At 41.8% G+C, this 19,177-nt stretch carries 15 protein-coding genes and 1 tRNA gene; 12 read left to right on the plus strand and 4 right to left on the minus strand.

The genetic code is table 11. The annotated features are described in order from the left end of the window. Positions 1 to 264 precede the first annotated feature (264 nt). From H6G26_RS03975 to H6G26_RS03995, 5 genes are all read left to right on the plus strand, one after another. A complete protein-coding gene (locus H6G26_RS03975; protein ID WP_190728015.1) occupies positions 265 to 888 on the plus strand; it encodes a nucleoside monophosphate kinase in 624 nt (207 codons plus the stop codon). A 176-nt stretch (positions 889 to 1,064) separates the two neighbouring features. Further along, complete coding sequence (gene rph, locus H6G26_RS03980) at positions 1,065 to 1,808, plus strand: ribonuclease PH (protein WP_190728016.1); 744 nt, start codon at positions 1,065 to 1,067, stop codon at positions 1,806 to 1,808. A 272-nt stretch (positions 1,809 to 2,080) separates the two neighbouring features. Beyond that, a complete protein-coding gene (gene pgl, locus H6G26_RS03985; RefSeq protein WP_190728017.1) occupies positions 2,081 to 2,803 on the plus strand; it encodes a 6-phosphogluconolactonase in 723 nt (240 codons plus the stop codon). A gap of 241 nt (positions 2,804 to 3,044) precedes the next feature. Beyond that, positions 3,045 to 3,911, plus strand: a complete 867-nt coding sequence (locus tag H6G26_RS03990; RefSeq protein ID WP_190728018.1) for an FHA domain-containing protein — start codon at positions 3,045 to 3,047, stop codon at positions 3,909 to 3,911. 335 nt (positions 3,912 to 4,246) lie between these two features. After that, positions 4,247 to 4,987: a M50 family metallopeptidase gene (locus tag H6G26_RS03995; protein WP_190728019.1), complete on the plus strand. Its 741-nt coding sequence runs from the start codon at positions 4,247 to 4,249 to the stop codon at positions 4,985 to 4,987. A 138-nt stretch (positions 4,988 to 5,125) separates the two neighbouring features. Here H6G26_RS03995 and H6G26_RS04000 read toward each other — a convergent pair whose 3' ends face one another. Then, entirely contained in the window at positions 5,126 to 6,130 is a 1,005-nt protein-coding gene (locus tag H6G26_RS04000) for a 2-hydroxyacid dehydrogenase (protein WP_190728020.1), read from the minus strand. 217 nt (positions 6,131 to 6,347) lie between these two features. Between H6G26_RS04000 and H6G26_RS04005 the strand changes: the two genes are divergently transcribed. The 4 genes from H6G26_RS04005 (at position 6,348) to H6G26_RS04020 (ending at position 9,231) form a co-directional block, all read left to right on the plus strand. After that, positions 6,348 to 6,638, plus strand: coding sequence for a DUF1778 domain-containing protein (locus tag H6G26_RS04005; RefSeq protein ID WP_190728021.1), 291 nt, complete (start codon positions 6,348 to 6,350; stop codon positions 6,636 to 6,638). A gap of 2 nt (positions 6,639 to 6,640) precedes the next feature. Continuing rightward, positions 6,641 to 7,147, plus strand: a complete 507-nt coding sequence (locus H6G26_RS04010; RefSeq protein WP_190728022.1) for a GNAT family N-acetyltransferase — start codon at positions 6,641 to 6,643, stop codon at positions 7,145 to 7,147. Between the two features lie 586 nt (positions 7,148 to 7,733). Further along, positions 7,734 to 7,818: transfer RNA gene (locus H6G26_RS04015), tRNA-Ser, on the plus strand. A 240-nt stretch (positions 7,819 to 8,058) separates the two neighbouring features. Next, entirely contained in the window at positions 8,059 to 9,231 is a 1,173-nt protein-coding gene (locus H6G26_RS04020; protein WP_190728023.1) for a CapA family protein, read from the plus strand. Positions 9,232 to 9,330: 99 nt separating this feature from the next. On the opposite strand, the gene H6G26_RS04025 is transcribed toward H6G26_RS04020, so the two are convergent. Together H6G26_RS04025 and H6G26_RS04030 are read right to left on the minus strand one after the other, a co-directional pair. Further along, positions 9,331 to 10,938 (minus strand): serine/threonine-protein kinase, encoded by a 1,608-nt coding sequence (locus H6G26_RS04025; RefSeq protein ID WP_190728024.1) that lies wholly within the window; start codon positions 10,936 to 10,938, stop codon positions 9,331 to 9,333. 774 nt (positions 10,939 to 11,712) lie between these two features. Continuing rightward, complete coding sequence (locus H6G26_RS04030) at positions 11,713 to 13,800, minus strand: outer membrane protein assembly factor (protein ID WP_190728025.1); 2,088 nt, start codon at positions 13,798 to 13,800, stop codon at positions 11,713 to 11,715. A gap of 234 nt (positions 13,801 to 14,034) precedes the next feature. Between H6G26_RS04030 and H6G26_RS04035 the strand changes: the two genes are divergently transcribed. Further along, entirely contained in the window at positions 14,035 to 15,399 is a 1,365-nt protein-coding gene (locus H6G26_RS04035) for a lipid-A-disaccharide synthase-related protein (protein WP_190728026.1), read from the plus strand. A gap of 107 nt (positions 15,400 to 15,506) precedes the next feature. Here the strand turns inward: H6G26_RS04035 and H6G26_RS04040 are convergent, their stop codons facing one another. Beyond that, complete coding sequence (locus tag H6G26_RS04040; protein ID WP_190728027.1) at positions 15,507 to 16,232, minus strand: response regulator transcription factor; 726 nt, start codon at positions 16,230 to 16,232, stop codon at positions 15,507 to 15,509. A 311-nt stretch (positions 16,233 to 16,543) separates the two neighbouring features. Here H6G26_RS04040 and H6G26_RS04045 point away from each other — a divergent pair, with 311 nt between their 5' ends. Both H6G26_RS04045 and H6G26_RS04050 read left to right on the plus strand, forming a co-directional pair. Continuing rightward, on the plus strand, positions 16,544 to 17,230 hold the full coding sequence (locus H6G26_RS04045; protein ID WP_190728028.1) for a hypothetical protein: 687 nt from the start codon (positions 16,544 to 16,546) through the stop codon (positions 17,228 to 17,230). A gap of 592 nt (positions 17,231 to 17,822) precedes the next feature. Further along, entirely contained in the window at positions 17,823 to 19,118 is a 1,296-nt protein-coding gene (locus H6G26_RS04050; RefSeq protein WP_190728029.1) for an ATP-binding protein, read from the plus strand. The last annotated feature ends 59 nt before the right edge of the window (positions 19,119 to 19,177 follow it).

Genomic DNA, 19,177 nt, shown 5'->3' on the forward strand with positions numbered 1-19,177 from the left:
GTATAATCAATCTGTTTTTCACAGGTTTGATGAATTTGGCAAATTGCATTCTTAGTCAAACACTACGTTTGTACTGAAGTCAAGAGTCATTATTCTTTTTTCTCTGAAAGCACTTGTAAAAATAACAACACATGAGTTAGAGTTCCAATTATTTAAAAAAGCTGGGCATAACGGCTGAAAATCGCTAAATGTTAGAGTTGTCGGTTGTTTGGGCAAAACAGACTTAGCAGGTAGTGAATTTGACAAGATGAGGAGTTAATTTTTGTGAGATTGGTGATTCTGGGAGGTTCAGGATCGGGTAAAAGCACTCAAGCACAAAGGCTTTGCAGATACTTTGATATTCCTTTGATTTCTACAGGTGAGATTTTACGGAAAGCGATATTTGGCGATAAGCTCCTCCCGGAGTTCCAATGGTTGGAAGCCGATCCCCGGACTTCTTTTTCGGTTTACGCTAGCCTGAGTGAACTAGGTTACCACGCACGGCCATACGTGGAAACTGGGGAGTTGGTTCCGGATGAAATGATTATTGAATTAATCAGAATTCGCCTTAGACAACCAGATATTAATTGCGATTGGGTCTTAGAAGGCTATCCCCGTACTGCTTTCCAAGCTGAAGAATTAGATTTTTTATTGGATAATTTAGAGCAAAAGCTAGATTGGGCGATTTATCTACAAGTCCCTGAAGCAGTCATGGTTAGCCGATCCTTGGGGCGATCGCTACCAGATGACCAACCAGAAATTGTGCAACGCCGTGTAGAATTGTTCTACGATCGCACCATTCCTATCTTAGAATATTACGACCGTCGTCGCTGTCTATTAACCATCAACGGCGACCAGTCACCAGATATGGTGCAGCAAAATATTTTGACTCTGCTTTCAGTTCCTTAAATAAAGAGGCAGAGGGAGCAAATCAATTCAAAATTCAAAATTCAAAATTCAAAATTAAAGAACTTCTGTGTTCTCTTTATCAATGCCCCATGCCCAATGCCCAATACCCTCATAATGATGATTTGCAACACTAAGGTAATCTTAAAGGCAGTATTGTAAATCTTGAGGCAACTTCAATGGCTTGGCAGCGCCCAGATGGTCGGACTCCCTACGAACTACGTCCGATCAGCTTTTATCCCAGTTTCACCCGCTTTGCCCCCGGTTCTGTTCTCGCAAGATGCGGTGATACTCAAGTACTTTGTACTGTTAGCGTTAATAAGGGAGTTCCTAAGTTTCTCGAAGGAACTGGTAAAGGCTGGTTAACTGCTGAGTACCGGATGCTACCATCTGCTACCCAAAAACGCCAAGAAAGGGAATTATTGAAATTATCTGGAAGGACACAAGAAATTCAACGTTTAATTGGCCGCAGCTTACGCGCAGCAGTGGATTTTGAGGCACTAGGAGAACGCACGCTAACTGTAGATGCCGATGTGTTGCAAGCAGACGCTGGAACCCGGACAACAGCCATTACAGGCTCATTTGTGGCTTTGGCTCATGCGATTTCTAAATTGTTGCAAGAGGGGGTGTTGGAGCGATCGCCTCTGTGTGGACAAGTAGCAGCAGTTTCCGTAGGATTACTCCAAGGAGAGCCATTTTTGGATCTAAATTATATCGAAGATGTGGCTGCAACTGTAGATTTTAACGTGGTGATGAATCAACAACTAGGAATCATTGAAGTCCAAGGAACAGCCGAAGAAGGCAGCTTTAGCCGAACTCAGTTGGATCAGCTGCTAGATGTCGCCCAAAAAGGAATTCAGGAATTGTTAATTGCCCAACGCGAAGCGATCGCTGACTGGGAAGCGCTGTTTATAATTAATTAGTTTTATTAATTTTTAATAAGAATTAATAAATGTATCCTTTGTGGCGTTAATCAACAAAGTATCAAGTAACTGGGTGTAAATAAAAATAATCTCAGAAGAGTTAGTAGTTAGTACAACTGACTACTGACAACTTACCGTTGAAAGTGATAATGAGCATCTACGTTTTTCCAGCCTACTTAATCTACGATGTTAAATGTTTCAAAAGTTAAAAAGGGGGATTGTAATAAGTTCGGTATGGTATTGCTGGAAGCCAGCAATATGATGATGAAGTCATGAACAAAACTGTTGAAGTTCTACCGGATCAGCCAGCGCTGGTTGCACGAGCGCTAGAATTAATCTTGTCTAAGTTAGAAACTGCCATTGAGCAACGGGGGCAGTTTACTATTGCCTTATCGGGCGGCAGTACACCTAAACCGTTATACGAAGCTATCGCTACTCAAAAACTGCCTTGGGAAAAAATTCATATATTTTGGGGCGATGAGCGTTACGTAGCACCAGATCACCCCGATAGCAATGAACTGATGACGCGTCGGGCATGGCTAGATCGTATTGACATCCCAGCAGCTAACATTCACCCCGTACCCACCTTGGAAGCCAATCCAGAACTGGCTGCTGCTAAGTATGAACAACATCTCAAAGAATTTTTCAATTCTTCTGGGGTCGAGTTTCCCTCATTGGATGTAGTATTACTAGGAATGGGTGATGATGCACATACCGCATCTTTGTTTCCCCACACAGAGGCTCTCAAAGTACGTGATCGCCTAGTTACCGTGAGTAACAAAGACGGAAATCCCCGGATAAGTTTCACATATCCCTTCATCAACTCTGGTCGCAGTGTAATTTTTCTAGTTGCTGGTGCTAATAAACGACCAGCTTTGGCGCAAGTCTTTGCACCTGTAGCCGATGATTTCACTTACCCATCCCGCTTAATTCGACCCCAAGGAGAACTTCGGTGGTTGCTAGATGCGGCAGCAGGTCTGGAACTTCAACATTAATGAGGAATTGGGCATTGGGCATGGCTCAATAGCGCTCCCCCTATCTCCCCTGCTCCCCCTATCTCCCCTGCTCCCCCTGCCCCCTGCCCCCTGCCCCCTGCCCCCTACCCCCTGCCCCTCCCACGAGTGTCCAATTCATCCTTCCATCACCAGTAATTGCTAGAATCTAAAGTTAGGGCCGCCTTCTGCTTGCCAGTCCTACCTAATATTTATGATGATCTTGAACAAAGGCTAAATATCGATGATCGTCTGCCCTAATTGCAATCATCCCAACCCTGACGGCGCTGTCCAGTGTGAAGCTTGCTATACACCGTTACCCGCGACTACTAATTGTCCCAGTTGTGGGGCAACTGTGCAGGCAGATGCTGCATTCTGCGGTCAGTGTGGCTATAACCTCCACTCAGCAGGAGTTCCACACGTTCATACTGCGGTAGCTACAACAGTTACTCCCGATGTTCCTGTGGAAGTACCGCCGTTAGTACCACCCGATCCCCTGTTAGAACTTTTACAACCAGATGCTTTGGGAATGAGCAGTTCTACTAACTCCCATCCTCCCATATCATCTTTACCAGCAACAGAGGTGGCAGCTCCCCCAGAACCAGCGCCACAGGTATCTGTTACAGAAATCAGCCCCGCAGAACCCGTAGCTCAACCCGTAGTCTCTGTACAAAGTATTCCTACTCCACCACCGTTGGAACCAGCGCCAGCCTCTGAAGCCAAAGTAGCCCCACCAGCAGCACCAGCACCAACTGGAACGGTTGCCAGAACGCAATTGCAGCAGGTTATAGCGCGGTTAATCCACGTTCAAACTGATAGGCTAATTGAATTGCCGCAAAATCTTTCTGTAATTCATATCGGCAAGCCTAATGACCGAATTCCCCCAGATATAGACGTTTCGGGATTTCCCAATTCAGAAGTTGTTTCGCGGATTCATGCAGATATTCGCGTTGAGGGAGACGCTCACTATGTAGAAGATGTGGGAAGCTCTAATGGCACTTACATTAATAACTTGCCCCTTTTACCAGGGAATCGTCATCGATTACGACCAGGTGATCGCATTAGCTTGGGTAAAGGAGACTTAATGACATTCCTTTTTCAACTTGCTTAACTGATTCTCAATCAATTGTGGCATCAGTCTAGGCATCTTTTGCCCATCCTCCGGCATCCCTTTTGGAGGAAAAACAAATGAACCGCATCAAACAAGCGACGGATAACTATGTTGTTCTTGATAAGCCCATAGTTGACAGCCGTCGCTTCGAGGTGCGAAGTTGAATTTTTTAGCAATTAAAGATTGAAAAATAAATAAATTCAAGCGCAGCAAGTATTTTAACTCTTGACTATATCTAATTTAAATGCTTATCAGTTTAAGTACACTAGGATAGAGAAAATACACTATCAATTTAAGATTTTGAATTTTCCAGAAAATCTAAAATAGAGCGACCTATGAGGGAACCGAGCAGAAATTTTGAACCCTTGCTTACTAAAGAAGCTCCGCCAGTTGTTGAACACATGGGGTTAACCTGGCTAATTGCAGCAGCGATCGCAACTGCTTTACTGTGGCAATTACCAGCAGGTGATTATATCTTATATCCATTTACAATTCTGGCAACCTGGTTTCATGAAATGGGCCACGGCTTAATGGCGCTCCTATTAGGGGGACAGTTTCAGAAATTACAGATTTTTAGCAATGGTTCCGGTGTTGCAACTTATGGCATCCGGTCATCATTGGGGCCAATTGGCCCGGCAATGGTTGCAGCAGCAGGCCCAATGGGGCCGCCTCTTGCCGGTGCAGGTTTGATTCTGGCTTCTCGCAGTTTTACAGCAGCAACCCTCTGTTTAAAAATATTAGGGAGTTTTTTGCTATTTTCCACATTAATTTGGGTACGCTCCGCGTTTGGATTGGTGGCAATTCCCTTGCTGGGTTTAATAATCTTGGGTATCGCTCTGAGAGCACCCCGTTGGGCACAGGGGTTTGCTATTCAATTTCTGGGTGTACAAGCTTGTGTGAGTACGTTCCATCAACTGGATTATTTATTTAGTAGTTCTGCTGGCTCTCTTGGACTATCTGATACAGCCCAAATGCAGCGGTATTTGCTTTTACCTTACTGGTTTTGGGGTGGATTAATGGCGATCGCATCTTTGGTGATTTTAGTCCAAAGTCTCCGCGTTGCCTATCGTTCATAATGATTGAAACTCTCACCGCTAAAACTGCTGCACAATCATTGTGACGAAGATTTTCAGACGCTAATTACTGAGGAAATGGAGAATTTGCCTGATGATGAGTGATTTTAGTTCAAACTAATTGCGATCGCCAACCATTACCTAAGCTGACACTTGAGGGCGAATTTCATTGGCGCAAGGTCGACCATGTTCAACATCAGCAATATTAGCAAAAGTTGTTTCTGCAATATTGTGGAGAGCTTCTGCTGTAAAAAAGGCTTGATGTCCAGTAATGAGTACATTGGGGAACGTTGTCAGACGCTGGAAAATATCATCTTGAATAATTGCACCAGACAAATCCTCAAAGAACAATTCCGATTCTTGTTCGTAGACATCCACACCAAGATAACCAATCTTGCCAGACTTCAATCCCTCAATCACTGCTTGGGTATCAATCAGCGCTCCTCGACTAGTATTAATTAGCATCACGCCTGACTTAATCTGTTCTATAGCCTTAGCGTTAATCAAGTGATGCGTTTCGGGAGTCAGGGGGCAATGTAGAGAGATAATATCCGAGTTGGCAAATAGCTCAGGCAATTCTACATACTTTCCACCTAGCGCCTCCAATTCTGGATTTCGATAAACATCATAGGCGAGTAGGTTACAGCCAAACCCCTTCATAATCTGTCCTAAAATCAGACCGATTTTGCCGGTGCCGACAATGCCTATTGTGCGCTCATGCAAATTAAATCCCAACAGTCCATCTAGAGAAAAATTGCCTTCTCGGACACGGTTATAGGCACGATGAATTTTGCGATTCAGACTTAACATCAATCCCACAGCATGTTCTGCTACCCCATAGGGTGAATAAGCAGGAACACGCACAACGGTAATTCCTAAATCCGCTGCGGCTTGTAAGTCTACATTGTTAAACCCTGCACAGCGCAGGACAACCAGTCGAGTTCCCCGTGAGGCGAGAAGCTCTAAAGTTGGCGCGTCAACTTGGTCATGCACAAATACGCAAACCGCCGGAAATCCGGCGGCGAGGATAGCGGTATCCCGATTTAAACGGGGTTCAAAAAATACTAGCTCGTGTTGAGTGGGAGAATTTGCAGCTGACAAAAACTTCCGATCATAGGCTTTTGTACTGAAGACTGCTACTTTCATGCAAAACCTCAAGCTGTATACTGCATAATGTTCGACTACATAATACCTTGGCAGTTAGAGAAGCGATGTCTACAATGAGCGTAGCTGCGGTACTTTTGAACATTGTCAGTCTTCAGGATTGCTGTTTGTGCAAGGAGGAGAACTGGGGGATGTGTTGACGGTGTATATACACGGTGCTATACTTAAAAAGTAGGATACAACTAGTAATAATTTAGAGATGCTTACCCGTTCTAAATTGGATAATCCTGGCCGTGACCAGGTAATTAACATTAGAGTTCAACAAACACAACGGGATTTAATTGATCACGCAGCAACAATTCTTGGTAAAACTCGTTCTGACTTTATGTTAGAAGTGGCTTGCCGAGAAGCAGAAAATGTTATCTGTGACAACACTTTCTTTGCTTTAGATGAGGAAAGATATCAAGAATTTATGGCTATTCTAGATTCTCCTCCTAAAGTAGATGAAGAACTGCGTAAGTTCTTAAGAACTAAATCTCCTTGGGATTAATAATGGAACAAACAAAAATTATTAATGCTCCTCAGCCACTTACTTCTGAGCATGATGTATCAGATTTTAATTGTCAATCAGATGCTTTGAATATGTGGCTGAAGGAGAAATCATTAAAGAATGAAGGAGATACAGCCAGAACTTATGTAGTAACTGTTGAAAATAAGGTAATTGCCTATTATTGCCTAGCTACTTCTTTAGTGGCGCATATCCAAGCTACTAGAAAAGCTAAACAAAACGCACCAGACCCTATACCATGTATGCTTATTGGTAGATTAGCTGTTGATATCAACTGGCGGAAACAAGGTATAGGGTCTGGTTTACTTAGAGATGCTATTTTTCGTACTTTGAGAGTAGCTCAAATTGCAGGTATAAGGTGTATTCTAGTTCACGCCCAGGACGAAGAAGCTAAAAAATTTTACTTAAAACATAAATTTCAGCCATCACCTATAGAGCCATTAACATTGATGCTAAATTTAAGTTCCATCGTAAAAAATCTCGCTGAATAAAAAACCAGCTATATTCCTTAATACTCACTTTACCTTAATTACAATTAGCCAAAATCCCTATTAGGGATAAAAACAATCAACACGGATGCAAACGATCGCACTTTTTTTGTCATCCTCTTCCAGAGGTGCGATCACGCTTTGTCGCCTTGTTTTTGTGTGTCACCCACATCAATTTTTGTGAAGCATAACTGTCCTGCGACAACTACGACCCTTATTATGATTACATTTCAGGCTGTGAAATATATTTGTAAGGTTATTTTTGAGATAAAAAAAGGGGATTTTTGCTAGTTGTCCCAAGTGCGATCGCGCTTGTGTCAGCATGAGTCACTTAGTGCAATCGCTTTTATTGGAGTGGTTGAGATAAGAGGATGTTGATTAAAAAAATATTTCACAGAATAATATGAGCGCTGTTATTTTTAAGTCATGCTAATGTAATAAGATAAATTTTGTGATGTCTTTTACGATGTCTACACGCCCAAAGCATTGCTTACACAAAAAGCGATGGTGCTATAATACCAAAGGGGATGTACTAAGATTTCCCTTATTTCACGGCATTTGAATACTCAAATGTGTGAATTATATAGCTGGAGAGGTGTCCGAGCGGTTCATGGTGACGCACTCGAAATGCGTTTTGGGGAAACCCAACGGGGGTTCGAATCCCCCCCTCTCCGTTGAAAATGATTACTAAAGAACTAAATAAGCCGATGGTGTTCGGCTTCATAGATTTTACTTATGATTATTTGCAAGTAAGGGCGCATAGCTATGCGCCCCTAACTATATAACGGATGTTGTGTGGAACGGTATTCCATTTGCGTATTTACTTAGTCAAATATTGTACAATTTGCATTAAAAGATACACTACTAGCACAGATTTATGGGATAAACTTATGCCATCGTGTGAGGAGTGAACGATGGCAAACCGCAGCATGGGGAAAGCGCTCTCATTTAGTTTTATCAGCGTCTGTTTATATCTAGGCATTAGTATAGGAGTCGTTATCAGGCTTGGGCAATCACAGCGATTAAACGCTGCTATTACACCTACCGAGCCTGTGCAATTTCCATTAGCTATCCCTGAACTTACGCCATCAACAACAGAAGAACAAACTTTTCTAGATACTATTACTATCAAAGCCGTTGGAGATATTATTCCTGGCACTAATTTTCCTAACCATAGATTACCCCGGTTTCGAGATGAATTATTACCAAAGTCAGTGAGAACTCACTTGCAAGGATCTGATATCTTGTTTGGTAACTTTGAAAGTAGCTTAACTAATTATCCCTACACTGCCAAAGATATTAGTCGAGGACAAGTCTTTGCCTTTCGCTCCCCACCTGGATATGCTCGGCTATTTGCTGAAGCTGGTTTTAATGTATTTAATATGGCTAATAACCATGCAATGGACTTTGGCCCGGTAGGGTTCAAAGATACAAAGAAAAATCTTGAGGCTGTGGGCATTGCAACATTAGGTCATAAAAATCAAATTCTTTATCTGGAAGCTAACAATATCCCTGTGGCAATGATCGGGTTTTCTCCTTATGAAATGTATAATTCCATTCATAATTTAGGAACAGCCCAAGCACTCGTAGCAGAAGCTAAAAATAAGGCCAACATTGTAGTAGTATCGATGCACGCTGGAGCCGAAGGAACAGGGGCGCTACACGTTAAGAATCAGACAGAGTTTTTTTATGGAGAAAATCGAGGTAATTCGATCAAGTTCGCTCGAAACATGATTGATGCGGGAGCAGATTTAGTACTAGGACATGGGCCTCATGTTCCGAGAGCGATGGAAATTTATAAGGGAAAAATCATCGCCTATTCTTTAGGAAACTTTTTAGGATATCGAACTTTATCTACAAATGCCCAGACGGGTGACTCAATGATTTTAGAAGTTAAACTCAACTCGGTGGGAGATTTAGTATCAAGTAAAGTTATCCCCGTGCGGATGGATAAGCAGGGAATACCTCATATTGATCAGCGTTTTCGGACTGTGAAACTTATGCGTTATTTGAATGCTCAAGCTTTCCCCAAAAAACCAGTGAAGATTAATAAGAAGGGGGAAATTGTTGTACAGAAGATGAAATAAGTAGTTTAAGTTTAGCTCTTGTATTGGTAAGAGGCGTTCAATTTTAAATTTTGAATTTTAGATTTTAGATTGAAGAAAAAATTTAAAATCTAGAATTGACTAATTATTGTCATCTTGTAGCTTTTCCTGAAATTTCTGATTATTCTGGGGTTGAATATCAGTCGGTGAATTTTGCTTTTCTAATGTTGGTACTACTACAGCAGAAGGATCTGACTGTTTAGATTCTATCGGTGGCGCTGCTGGTGGTATAACCACAGAATTTGACGGAATCACCGGTTGAGGGGAAGCAGAATTTTGATTAGAAGTGGGTGAGTTATTTTGTGGTAATGGTGCGGGAGAAGCATTACGAGATGAACGGATAGCCCGTAGTTTCTCCACTAACGAGGGTGTGGGAGAAACGCTAGGTGAAGGTGCGGATTGTTCGGAATCGCCACGTTGTGATTCTTGTGTAGCGCTGCTGGGAGTTTCTTGCTGAGAAGAACGACGATAGCGCCGACGCTGCTTGGAATTAGGAACAGGTGCTGATTCGGTTCTTGAGGTGGTGTTAGTCTCTTCACCACTCTCTGAGTTAGGTACTTTCGCGGCTGGTTGTTGAGTTGGCTGTTCAAAAAGCGGCTTTGCAGTTGGCTGCGGTTGAAACTTGGGTAAGATGCTAGTAATGCCAAAACCCGCCGTAGCAGCAACCAGGGCTACACCTATACCAATGAATATTTTAGATGAACCCTGTTTTTTAGCCAGTACATTTTCTTTAGCGATACCTGAGTTGGGCTGCCCCAACCTAGATGGTTTATGAATGCCATTTTGGACAGTTTTTCCAATTAAAGTTGCTGCCTGTTGGGCAGATAAATTGACAGTTGGCACTGCATAAGTGGGTAAGGCTTGCGGTGTCATATTCACCTTATTTCCAGGTAGCAGTTGTAACCATTCAGCAACTGTCGCTGGACGAAAACGAGACTCCACCGCCATACCGCGCATTATGGCCTGGTTGACAGAAGCACTCAAATGTGGTTGCAATTCGCGGGGGGAAGGCATTTGTTCGCGATCGCGCAACAATGCTGGCATAGGAACCTGTGCTGTCAAAAGTGCATACAAGGTTGCCGCTAAACCATAAACATCTGTGGCGGGTGTGCGCGGTGCTTGTGTCAAGTACTGCTCAATGGGAGAATAACCTTCAGAAACCATACCGGTGTGAGTCTGCCTGACACTGCCATTAAATTCCCTGGCAATGCCAAAATCAATCAGTACTACTTCCTGGGTTCCTTGACGAAGAATAATATTATCTGGTTTGACATCTCGATGTAGCAAACCGTTATTATGCACTACCTGTAAGGCTGCCCCAATTTGCCGGATGTAATGAATTGCTGTAGCTTCAGGTAACGGTATCCCTGGTAATACAAATGCATCTCCCAAGGTTTCGCCACGAATATATTCCATCACCATGTAAGGCAGTCCAGCTTCGACAAAAAAATCACTAACTCTGACTATGTTTGGGTGAATACACGTAGCTAATCGTCTGGCTTCATCTTGGAATTGGCGCTCAAATTTCGCAAAATCAGGATGTTGTCGCAGCCGTTCATTGATGGTTTTCATCACCACCTCCTGGCCCAAGTAGTGATGGGTAGCTTTAAACGTGATACCAAAGCCACCCCGCCCTATTTCTTGAATTAGGGTATATTTTCCATCCTGCAAATTTGTGCCTGCTAACATAAAGAGTCCTGAGTCCTGAGTGAGCAGATAAGTAGCGAGTTCTGAGTCTTGAGGGATTCCTAAAAAATTTTCCCATATATATGGGGCAGGGTTTTGCCTGTCTATCTTACGGGATGATTTAGTTGTTGGAACTCTCCAAGTAAGAAAGACCTTCCCATAAACACAACAGTTTTATCTTTATAGGATAACGCGAGAGTTAAGAAATCCTGAAGTAGGAAACAGACTCAATTTGTCTTTTACGTCTGTGATGTGATAACTAACACGCTACTTGCTACAAAGCTAAAGAGCAATTCTGTAATTTTTAATAAGTTAATAATCAGTATATTTTGGATATCTTAGTGAAACGCGACACCATTTATTACCAAATAATTGATTATTTTTGAACAGTCACCAAGTCCAACGAATTTATTTTAGGACTTATTAAAAGCAACTGTGCCCCGCGATTAAAAAGTATTTTATTTAACCACAGAGGCGCAGATAACACAGAGAGAAGAGGTTAAAGAAGAATTTATGGGCTAAAATTTCCATCCACCTTGAAAGGGCTAATCTTAGAGGTTGTTTGAAAAGTGGTTGGCTGTGATTTTAGGCACTTATTGATCCCCCCTAACCCCCCTTAAAAAGGGGGGAACCGGAATCAGAGTCCCCCTTTTTAAGGGGGATTTAGGGGGATCTAAAACGTTTTGCTACCAAGATGAGGACTTTTCAAACATCCTCTTATCCTCCTTTTTCAGTTTTTTGGATAAATCCGCATTAATGTTTTGAAGGCTCACTTTCTTAAAATCGCTGACCTATGCCTAGATGGACTTTGCTTTCTCCCTGGTCATTAATGCCATAGTCAGCCCGAATTAAACCCAAGGGTGAATTTACTCGTACTCCAGCCCCATAACCAAAACCATAACCTGGTTTGTCTCGCACACCTGCTGGATTTCCCAATACAGTATCACCAGAACCTAAGTCTGAGGCAAAGTCGGCAAATAATACACCCCCTACTATTGGTAAGACGGGAAAGCGATATTCTGCGGAAGCTAACACATAACTGCGACCACTTCCCACATCTCCAGAATCGTAACCGCGTACTGAGTTAGAACCACCCAAGTTAAAGCTTTCGTAGGGCGGTAAATTGCCAAGGACAGTACCAGCTTGGACATTCACCGCAAAGACTTGTGGCTGTTTGGTGTTAAATAACTGCACTGGCAAATATTGGCTGTAATTGGCTTTAAGGCGATTGAGAGAAATATTTCCTTGACCGATGGGGACAGATTGTTCTGTACTCAGACTCACAACGGAACCTTGAGTTGGATTCAGGGGATTATCCCGTTGGTCTTTGGTGGCGGTGAAGGATACGGTAGTTAGGTCGTCAACGCCAGTTCCACTTGCAGATAAGGGATTGCCTTGAGCGTCAGTTGGACTAATATTACCTTGGCGATCGCGAATGCTAGTTCGGGTATAGTTTAATCCTAATGAGGTCTTCCAGTCGTCAATTGGTCGCTGTAAGCTGACACTTGCGCCAACTTTACCTTCCCGCACTTTGTCGCCGTTAGCTAGCTTAATAGTGTCATCAAAGGTTTCCGAAACTTGCTGATTACGAAAACCATTCACAGTGTACCCCAAGCGATCGGGGTTTGTTGTCCGATAGGGACTGATAAATTTAGTATTAAACTGCAAGTCTCGGCTACTTACACCAATATTCACACCTAAAATATCATTAACACCACCAACATTCTGATCTTGATAGCTGATTGTGCCTACTAATCCTTGATCAGCATTGTAACTACCACCCAAGTTAACACCACGCGCCCCAGTTTCTTTGAGTTGGTAGACTAAATCAAGTTTTGTTGCATCTCCTTCTAAAGCAACATTCACAGTTTCAAATAAACCAGTCTGATATAGCTGTTGTATGTCTTGTTTAACTACATTTTCTTGGAAGATTTGACCAGGTTTTAGTTTTAGTTGCTGTTGCAGAAAATCTGGTTTGGTGCGTCCCCCCACGGGATTACCCTTGCTATCAACAGTTTTTCCCTCATCGGTGATAAAGCGAAATTTGATATTACTTACCAAGCCTTCAGCGACATTCACAGTGAGAATGCCTTGAGAACTGGGTTTAATTGATAGCACTCGTGCTAAGTTATAACCATTGTCGGCGTACCACTTGTTAATTTCTGCTACTGCTTGCTGGAGTCCAGCAGGACTGATGGTGGTTCCAATCTGAGATTGCAAACGTTGTTGGGCAACTTGGTAAGTGAGGACTTTAGCGCCAGATAGTTGCAGCGATCGCACAATAATCGGTTGCACTTGATAAACTACATTTAATCCAGCCTTTGTGCTAAAGCTATTCACACTGACATTTCTAAATAAACCTGTATCCGAAATTGCAGCTACATCTTTTTGTAGCTGACTTTGGCTAGTTTCTCCACCCACCTGGCTTTTAATTACCTGGCGAATAATTTGTTGCAATTCTTGATTGGCTCCCACTATCTGTATATCTGTAGCTGTGACTACTAAATTGCTTCCAGTAGTAGGGATTTTGGGAGATGGGGGAGATGAGGGAGCAGGGGAGGTGGGGGAAACAGGGAGGATGACTTGAGAATTTAACTGTTGTGCTGACTTTAAGACTACGCTGGAATTTTTGTTTGCACCTGTTTGCACGGCGACGGGATTTTGAGAAAATTGTTGTGCAACTATAGTTTCTGGGGAAGCAATCGTCTCTATGCGGGCGGGAGTGTCTTCAATTATTGGGACTACCAAGTTACCAGCTTTTGGAGTTAGAGTAACGGTTTTGGCAGTTGCAGCCGTTGCTTGCTGAGTGGCATTGGCAGCAGCTAAAGTAGCTAAAGTAAAAATTGCAGTAGCAGAAACTCGCATAATATTTAACCTAATTAACTGGGAGTTATATCAATTTTGGATTTTAGATTTTAGATTAAAAGATTTGACTAAAAGGCTGTTCCAAGAATTTGAAACAATACATTGTTTCCGAATTTGATTTTAGTTGTAGGAAAGTAAAGAAATAGCGATAATACTAACTTCCAGTTTCTTCGCCGATTTCCCTATTTATACCTCTTACCCAAACAGACAGTTAATTTTGATATTTTGTTTCTTATGAGTAATGTATCCCGTTTATCTCTAGCTTCTAATTCTCAAGCTGCAACTTCTCCTTTACGCTTACTTGTATTAAGTAATGGTCACGGAGAAGATGTCATTGCAGTTCGGATTTTGCAAGAACTCCAACAACAAGCAAACCCACCAGAGATTTTTGCTTTACCTCTGGTGGGTGAAGGACGTGCTTACCAACAGTTGGATATCCCCCTTATCGGTTCAGTTCGCACTATGCCTTCTGGCGGTTTTGTTTATATGGATGGCCGCCAATTGGCGCGGGATGTACGCGGTGGTTTATTGCAACTTACCCTCAGCCAGATTAAAGCTATCCGTCGTTGGGTGAGTTCTCAAAAAAGATTAGGTCAGAAAAGAGCGATTTTAGCAGTGGGAGATATTCTCCCCCTATTGTTTGCAACTTTTAGCGGCGCTAATTATGCTTTTGTCGGTACGGCAAAATCTGAATATTATGTGCGTGACGAGGCTGGATTATTACCACAGAAATCTAAAGATATGCGTTGGGAAAACTTTTCCGGTTCAGTTTTCCATCCTTGGGAACGTTGGTTGATGAGTCGTCGCCGTTGTAAGGCGGTGTTTCTTAGAGATGCGCTGACGACGGAAATATTAAAGCAATGGCCAATTTCAGCTTTTAATTTGGGTAATCCGATGATGGATGGTCTGCAACCAACTTTTTCACGCCAACAATTCTATAGTCAAAATAGTCAACAGCAAGAGACGGTTCGGCCTTTTATGGTGACTCTTCTTCCTGGTTCGCGTCCGCCAGAGGCATATACTAACTGGGAAACAATTATGATTGCCGTATCTGCGTTAATGGCAAGTTTTCAGGAGCGAGATTCGGTGTTTTACACTTCTGGCACAGTTGTGTTTTTAGGTGCGATCGCTCCGGGGTTAGACTGTGATATTTTATCCCAAAGTGTGCAATCCCAAGGTTGGCGAACTGAATCAGGATGTCCTATCCAAATTGCTGATCCAAATGTTTTGACATTTAAACAAAGAAATGCATATCTACTGCTGACACAAAAAGCCTATAATGATTGCCTGCATTTGGGAGATTTAGCGATCGCAATGGCAGGTACAGCCACAGAACAGTTTATCGGTTTAGGAAAACCTGCGATCGCGATTCCGGGTAATGGGCCGCAATATAACCCTGGCTTTGCTGAAGCTCAAAGTCGTCTTTTAGGTTCATCTTTGATTTTAGTCAAACAGCCAGCAGAAGTTGCCAAAATCGTACAGTCCCTATTCAAAGATCCTGATATTTTGCAAATTATTGCCGAAAATGGTATGCGACGTATGGGAAAATCCGGAGCAGCACTACGCATTGCAGAATGTTTACAAGAACGATTGGGTTAAAGGGGTATTAAGTATTGGTATTAATCAATAAATAGTTCTTTTTTCCCCTGCTTCCTCACTCTCCCACTCCCCCATCTCCCCAATCTCTAATCTCCACTCAGCACTTCTTATGCTACCAACCCCGAACGTAAGGCCCTTACAGCAGCTTGGGTACGGTCATCAGCACATAATTTATTTAAAATATTACGAACATGGGTTTTCACAGTACCAACTGTAATGTAGAGTTTCTCAGCAATTTGCCCATTGCTACACCCAGCTACAATCAATTCCAGAATTTCCAGCTCCCGTTGAGTCAGGGGGTAGGTTTCCAAAACTTGCTCGTATTCTGACGCTAATGCCTCAATTTTTACAGTCTTCGGCGTTTTCTCAGAACTTTGGCTGTCTCCAGGAATACCTTGCCGCATCTTCTGCAATACCACGTTGGCAATTGCCGGATCAATCCAAGAATTACCGCCGTGAGTTGCTTGGATAGCGTCAGTCAATTTACTGATGCTTGTTTCTTTCATGTAATAAGAATCAGCACCTGCGGCGAAAGCTGCAAGTACAGCATCCTCTGTGTGATCCATTGTCAGGATCAAAATCTTGGTTGTCGTCTGTCCAGTTTCAGCTTGGTGGCGTTTGAATTTACGTGTGAGTTCGATGCCATCCATGTCAGGCAAACCAATATCCACAACAGCTACATCTGGCTTTGCCGTTTCTAAAAGTTTTAGCCCTTGAGTCGCATTTGCCGCTTCGCCAACTACTTTCAATGCACTGTGAGCCTGTAACGCTGCTCGTAGCCCCATTCGCGTTAAGTCATGATCTTCAATTAAAATAATGCTAATTTCACTCATCGCTACACTCGCTCTTATGCTGTTTGCATCTTTCAATGTATTACTTTTTCTTAGCGCTATCTTTTATTTTCCCAAACCAAAGATAGATGATATTTCAACCAGTCTGCATCCACCGATAGAAATAACAAGTATCCTATCTTTTCACATTTAGATAGAGGACATATCTAGCTGGAGATATATGGATACTTAGACAAAAGGTATGAAATATTAAGACTGATACAAAATTGCTCCTCCTTAGCTCACAATTCAGCTTTCAGTTTCCGCCATATTCCATTAGGAAATTACTATTATTTTGCACAAAGCTTACAAAAATGGACAAATTACAAAAGGTAAAAATTGCTTTACGAGAAAGTGAACGATGGTTTCGAGCGATTTTTAAGCAAACGTTTGGATTTATCGAATTGATACAGATGATGGATATTCTTATAGAAGGGAATCAGACAGCTTTAAAATTTAGTGGAATTACTAGCATTAAAGTAACTTATTGTCCTTTGTGGGAAACTTGTTGGTCTGACTTTTCAGGGGATGTGGAAGACCTCTCTCCTATAAGAGTAGAGGCTTTAAATTTTCGCCCAACCTTTGTAGAGAAGCTGGTTCAGGGTTTAGATGTTTTGTTGGTTTTTCCCCATAGTGTGAAAAGTCAGGCTCAATGGTGGGCAATTTTAAAAGAAATTCAAGCACAACTACAAAGGGCTATTACTCGTGCATCCAAATGTTGGACGCACGGTTCACAAGTTAAAAGTTTCAGTAATCAAAGCCAAAAAATAATTTCTATAATACCAAAAGGCTTACCAGAATTCAGTATTTTTTCTAACGTTCATGAGAAGGTTTTGGTATTTTTCCGAACAGCGGAAGACTGGAATCGCCAGGAAAATAATAACGCAGGTCTGGCGATCGCCAAGAAAATTGTCGAAATTTCAGGGGGGAAGATGACTTCATCTTCACAAATCGGTATAGGGAGTTACTTTTTTACTAAATCTAATAAATCTGATGAGTAGAACTACCCAAGCTCATAGGACGCAACGATGGTGTGTAACTCTCACCAATGACTGAGGACGGTCGCTTACTGACTCATTACAATTGTTTTTAAGCTTAGTAAAGTATTTTATTTTCCTTTATCTCAGCTATGTTTGCTGTCTTCATATCAATAGTTTTCAGTTTGTTAATTACTTATTTTTTGGAATCGTTGGTCATTTGCTTGGAGTTTAATTTTAATACTCGGGTAAATTAGCCAGATTGAAGATACAACAGACTGAATTTAACCCAAGGAAATGCCCAAAAGAGTGATTAACATACTACTAATGGAGGGTAACGAAGTTAATGTGATGGATGTCAAAGAGGCATTCAATGAAGTTAAGATTATTAATCGGTTTCTTAAATTTAACTTAAAGATATTCTGAAGCTTTTGACTTTCCTTAACTTTGTAGAGATTATAGCAACGCTCAACAAAGATTGGATATTATGCAAAATGCCTTGGTCAATAAAGTCACAGATTTTAGATATCTAAAAATTTTATATTATTTACTTAGATAATCTCAAAAGAGGAATTGTTATACATCAACCTATGTTTAGCGGCAAAAATAAAAACCGATGGAAAAGACGCTGAAAATTTTGGTTGTAGATGATGAAGTAGACGGGATGGCAGTCCGTTGTGCCTTGATTCAAGCAGGTATTCAAATGGAAATATCTGAAGTAGGCGATAGCAGTGATGTATTTTCTATTTTAAGCACTACTGCTTATGATTGTGTTTTCCTCGGCTATCGCTTGATAGGCCAGGATAAACTAAACTTAATTCATCAGCTACGTTCTTCAGGAATTAAAGTTCCTTTAGTAGTTCTAATTGCTCAAGAAGATGAGCTTGCTGTCGAATTGCTGAAAGCTGGCGCTACAGACTATCTCTCTAAGTCTAGGATATCCCCAGAAAACTTGGCACAGGTTTTGCGGAGTGCGATTAGGGTTTATCGGGCTGAAATGCAGGCAGATTTGGCAAAAGACCAGCTTAGAGAAAGTCATGAACAACTGATTCGTAAGAACCAAGAATTGGAGAGACAACAGCAACAGCTTCAAATGCAAAACTTCAAGCTATCGGAGGCATCAGTGCTAAAATCACATTTTTTGGCAACTATGTCCCACGAACTCAGAACGCCGATGAATGCGATTATTGGTTTTTCGCAAATACTACTGCGTCCTAAGTTCGGTCAACTAACGCACCAACAAGCAGATATGGTTGAGCGAATCTTGAATAATGGGAAACATTTGCTGATGCTAGTCAATGAAGTTCTTGACTTTTCTAAGCTGGAGGCAGGACGATTAGACTTAAAAGCGGAAATATTTGATGTATCAAAGGTAATAAATCTTGCTGTAGATGAAATGCGTTCTCTAGCTGAGGTCAAAAACTTATCATTGCTAGTACGAACCGATTTCCAAAATAGTTTGATATTTAATGATCCAGTTCGTGTGAAACAGATTTTAATTAACCTGCTTTCCAACGCCATTAAGTTCACAGAGTCTGGCGAGATTTCGGTTGAAGTTAAAGAACTACCTGCAAATCGAGTGACAATTATTATTCGGGATACAGGTATTGGCATAGCACCCAGAAATTTTAAACGTATTTTTGAAGCATTTTGGCAAGTTGATCAAACTCTGACTCGGAAATATCCAGGTACAGGTTTGGGTTTGGCAATTGTAGATTCACTGGTGCGAATGATGGGCGGCAAAATCTTTCTTGAGAGCAAAGTAGGGGTTGGTTCAATGTTTAAAATTGAATTGCCGCGTCAAATCACGTTATCGGCTCTAGGAACCGATGATGTACCCTTACAATTAGATAGGGATCGGTTTTTTTTCTCCGTTAAAAATCCCCATCATTCGTCTTCTCAAGCTAGGTAATCATTAATAGGATATCCTAAATTTAAACTATAGATTACTTTAAAAAAAACTAATAAAAG

The sequence above is a fragment of the Nostoc sp. FACHB-888 genome (assembly GCF_014696655.1).
Classification (GTDB): domain Bacteria; phylum Cyanobacteriota; class Cyanobacteriia; order Cyanobacteriales; family Nostocaceae; genus Nostoc.

Excerpts from the sequence above, each read along its gene's own strand:
- rph (WP_190728016.1), top strand. The coding sequence starts at position 1,065 with ATGGCTTGGCAGCGCCCAGATGGTCGGACTCCCTACGAACTACGTCCG.
- pgl (WP_190728017.1), top strand. The coding sequence starts at position 2,081 with ATGAACAAAACTGTTGAAGTTCTACCGGATCAGCCAGCGCTGGTTGCA.
- H6G26_RS03990 (WP_190728018.1), top strand. The coding sequence starts at position 3,045 with ATGATCGTCTGCCCTAATTGCAATCATCCCAACCCTGACGGCGCTGTC.
- H6G26_RS03995 (WP_190728019.1), top strand. The coding sequence starts at position 4,247 with ATGAGGGAACCGAGCAGAAATTTTGAACCCTTGCTTACTAAAGAAGCT.
- H6G26_RS04000 (WP_190728020.1), bottom strand. The coding sequence starts at position 6,130 with ATGAAAGTAGCAGTCTTCAGTACAAAAGCCTATGATCGGAAGTTTTTG.
- H6G26_RS04005 (WP_190728021.1), top strand. The coding sequence starts at position 6,348 with ATGCTTACCCGTTCTAAATTGGATAATCCTGGCCGTGACCAGGTAATT.
- H6G26_RS04010 (WP_190728022.1), top strand. The coding sequence starts at position 6,641 with ATGGAACAAACAAAAATTATTAATGCTCCTCAGCCACTTACTTCTGAG.
- H6G26_RS04020 (WP_190728023.1), top strand. The coding sequence starts at position 8,059 with ATGGCAAACCGCAGCATGGGGAAAGCGCTCTCATTTAGTTTTATCAGC.
- H6G26_RS04025 (WP_190728024.1), bottom strand. The coding sequence starts at position 10,938 with ATGTTAGCAGGCACAAATTTGCAGGATGGAAAATATACCCTAATTCAA.
- H6G26_RS04030 (WP_190728025.1), bottom strand. The coding sequence starts at position 13,800 with ATGCGAGTTTCTGCTACTGCAATTTTTACTTTAGCTACTTTAGCTGCT.
- H6G26_RS04035 (WP_190728026.1), top strand. The coding sequence starts at position 14,035 with ATGAGTAATGTATCCCGTTTATCTCTAGCTTCTAATTCTCAAGCTGCA.
- H6G26_RS04040 (WP_190728027.1), bottom strand. The coding sequence starts at position 16,232 with ATGAGTGAAATTAGCATTATTTTAATTGAAGATCATGACTTAACGCGA.
- H6G26_RS04045 (WP_190728028.1), top strand. The coding sequence starts at position 16,544 with ATGGACAAATTACAAAAGGTAAAAATTGCTTTACGAGAAAGTGAACGA.
- H6G26_RS04050 (WP_190728029.1), top strand. The coding sequence starts at position 17,823 with ATGGAAAAGACGCTGAAAATTTTGGTTGTAGATGATGAAGTAGACGGG.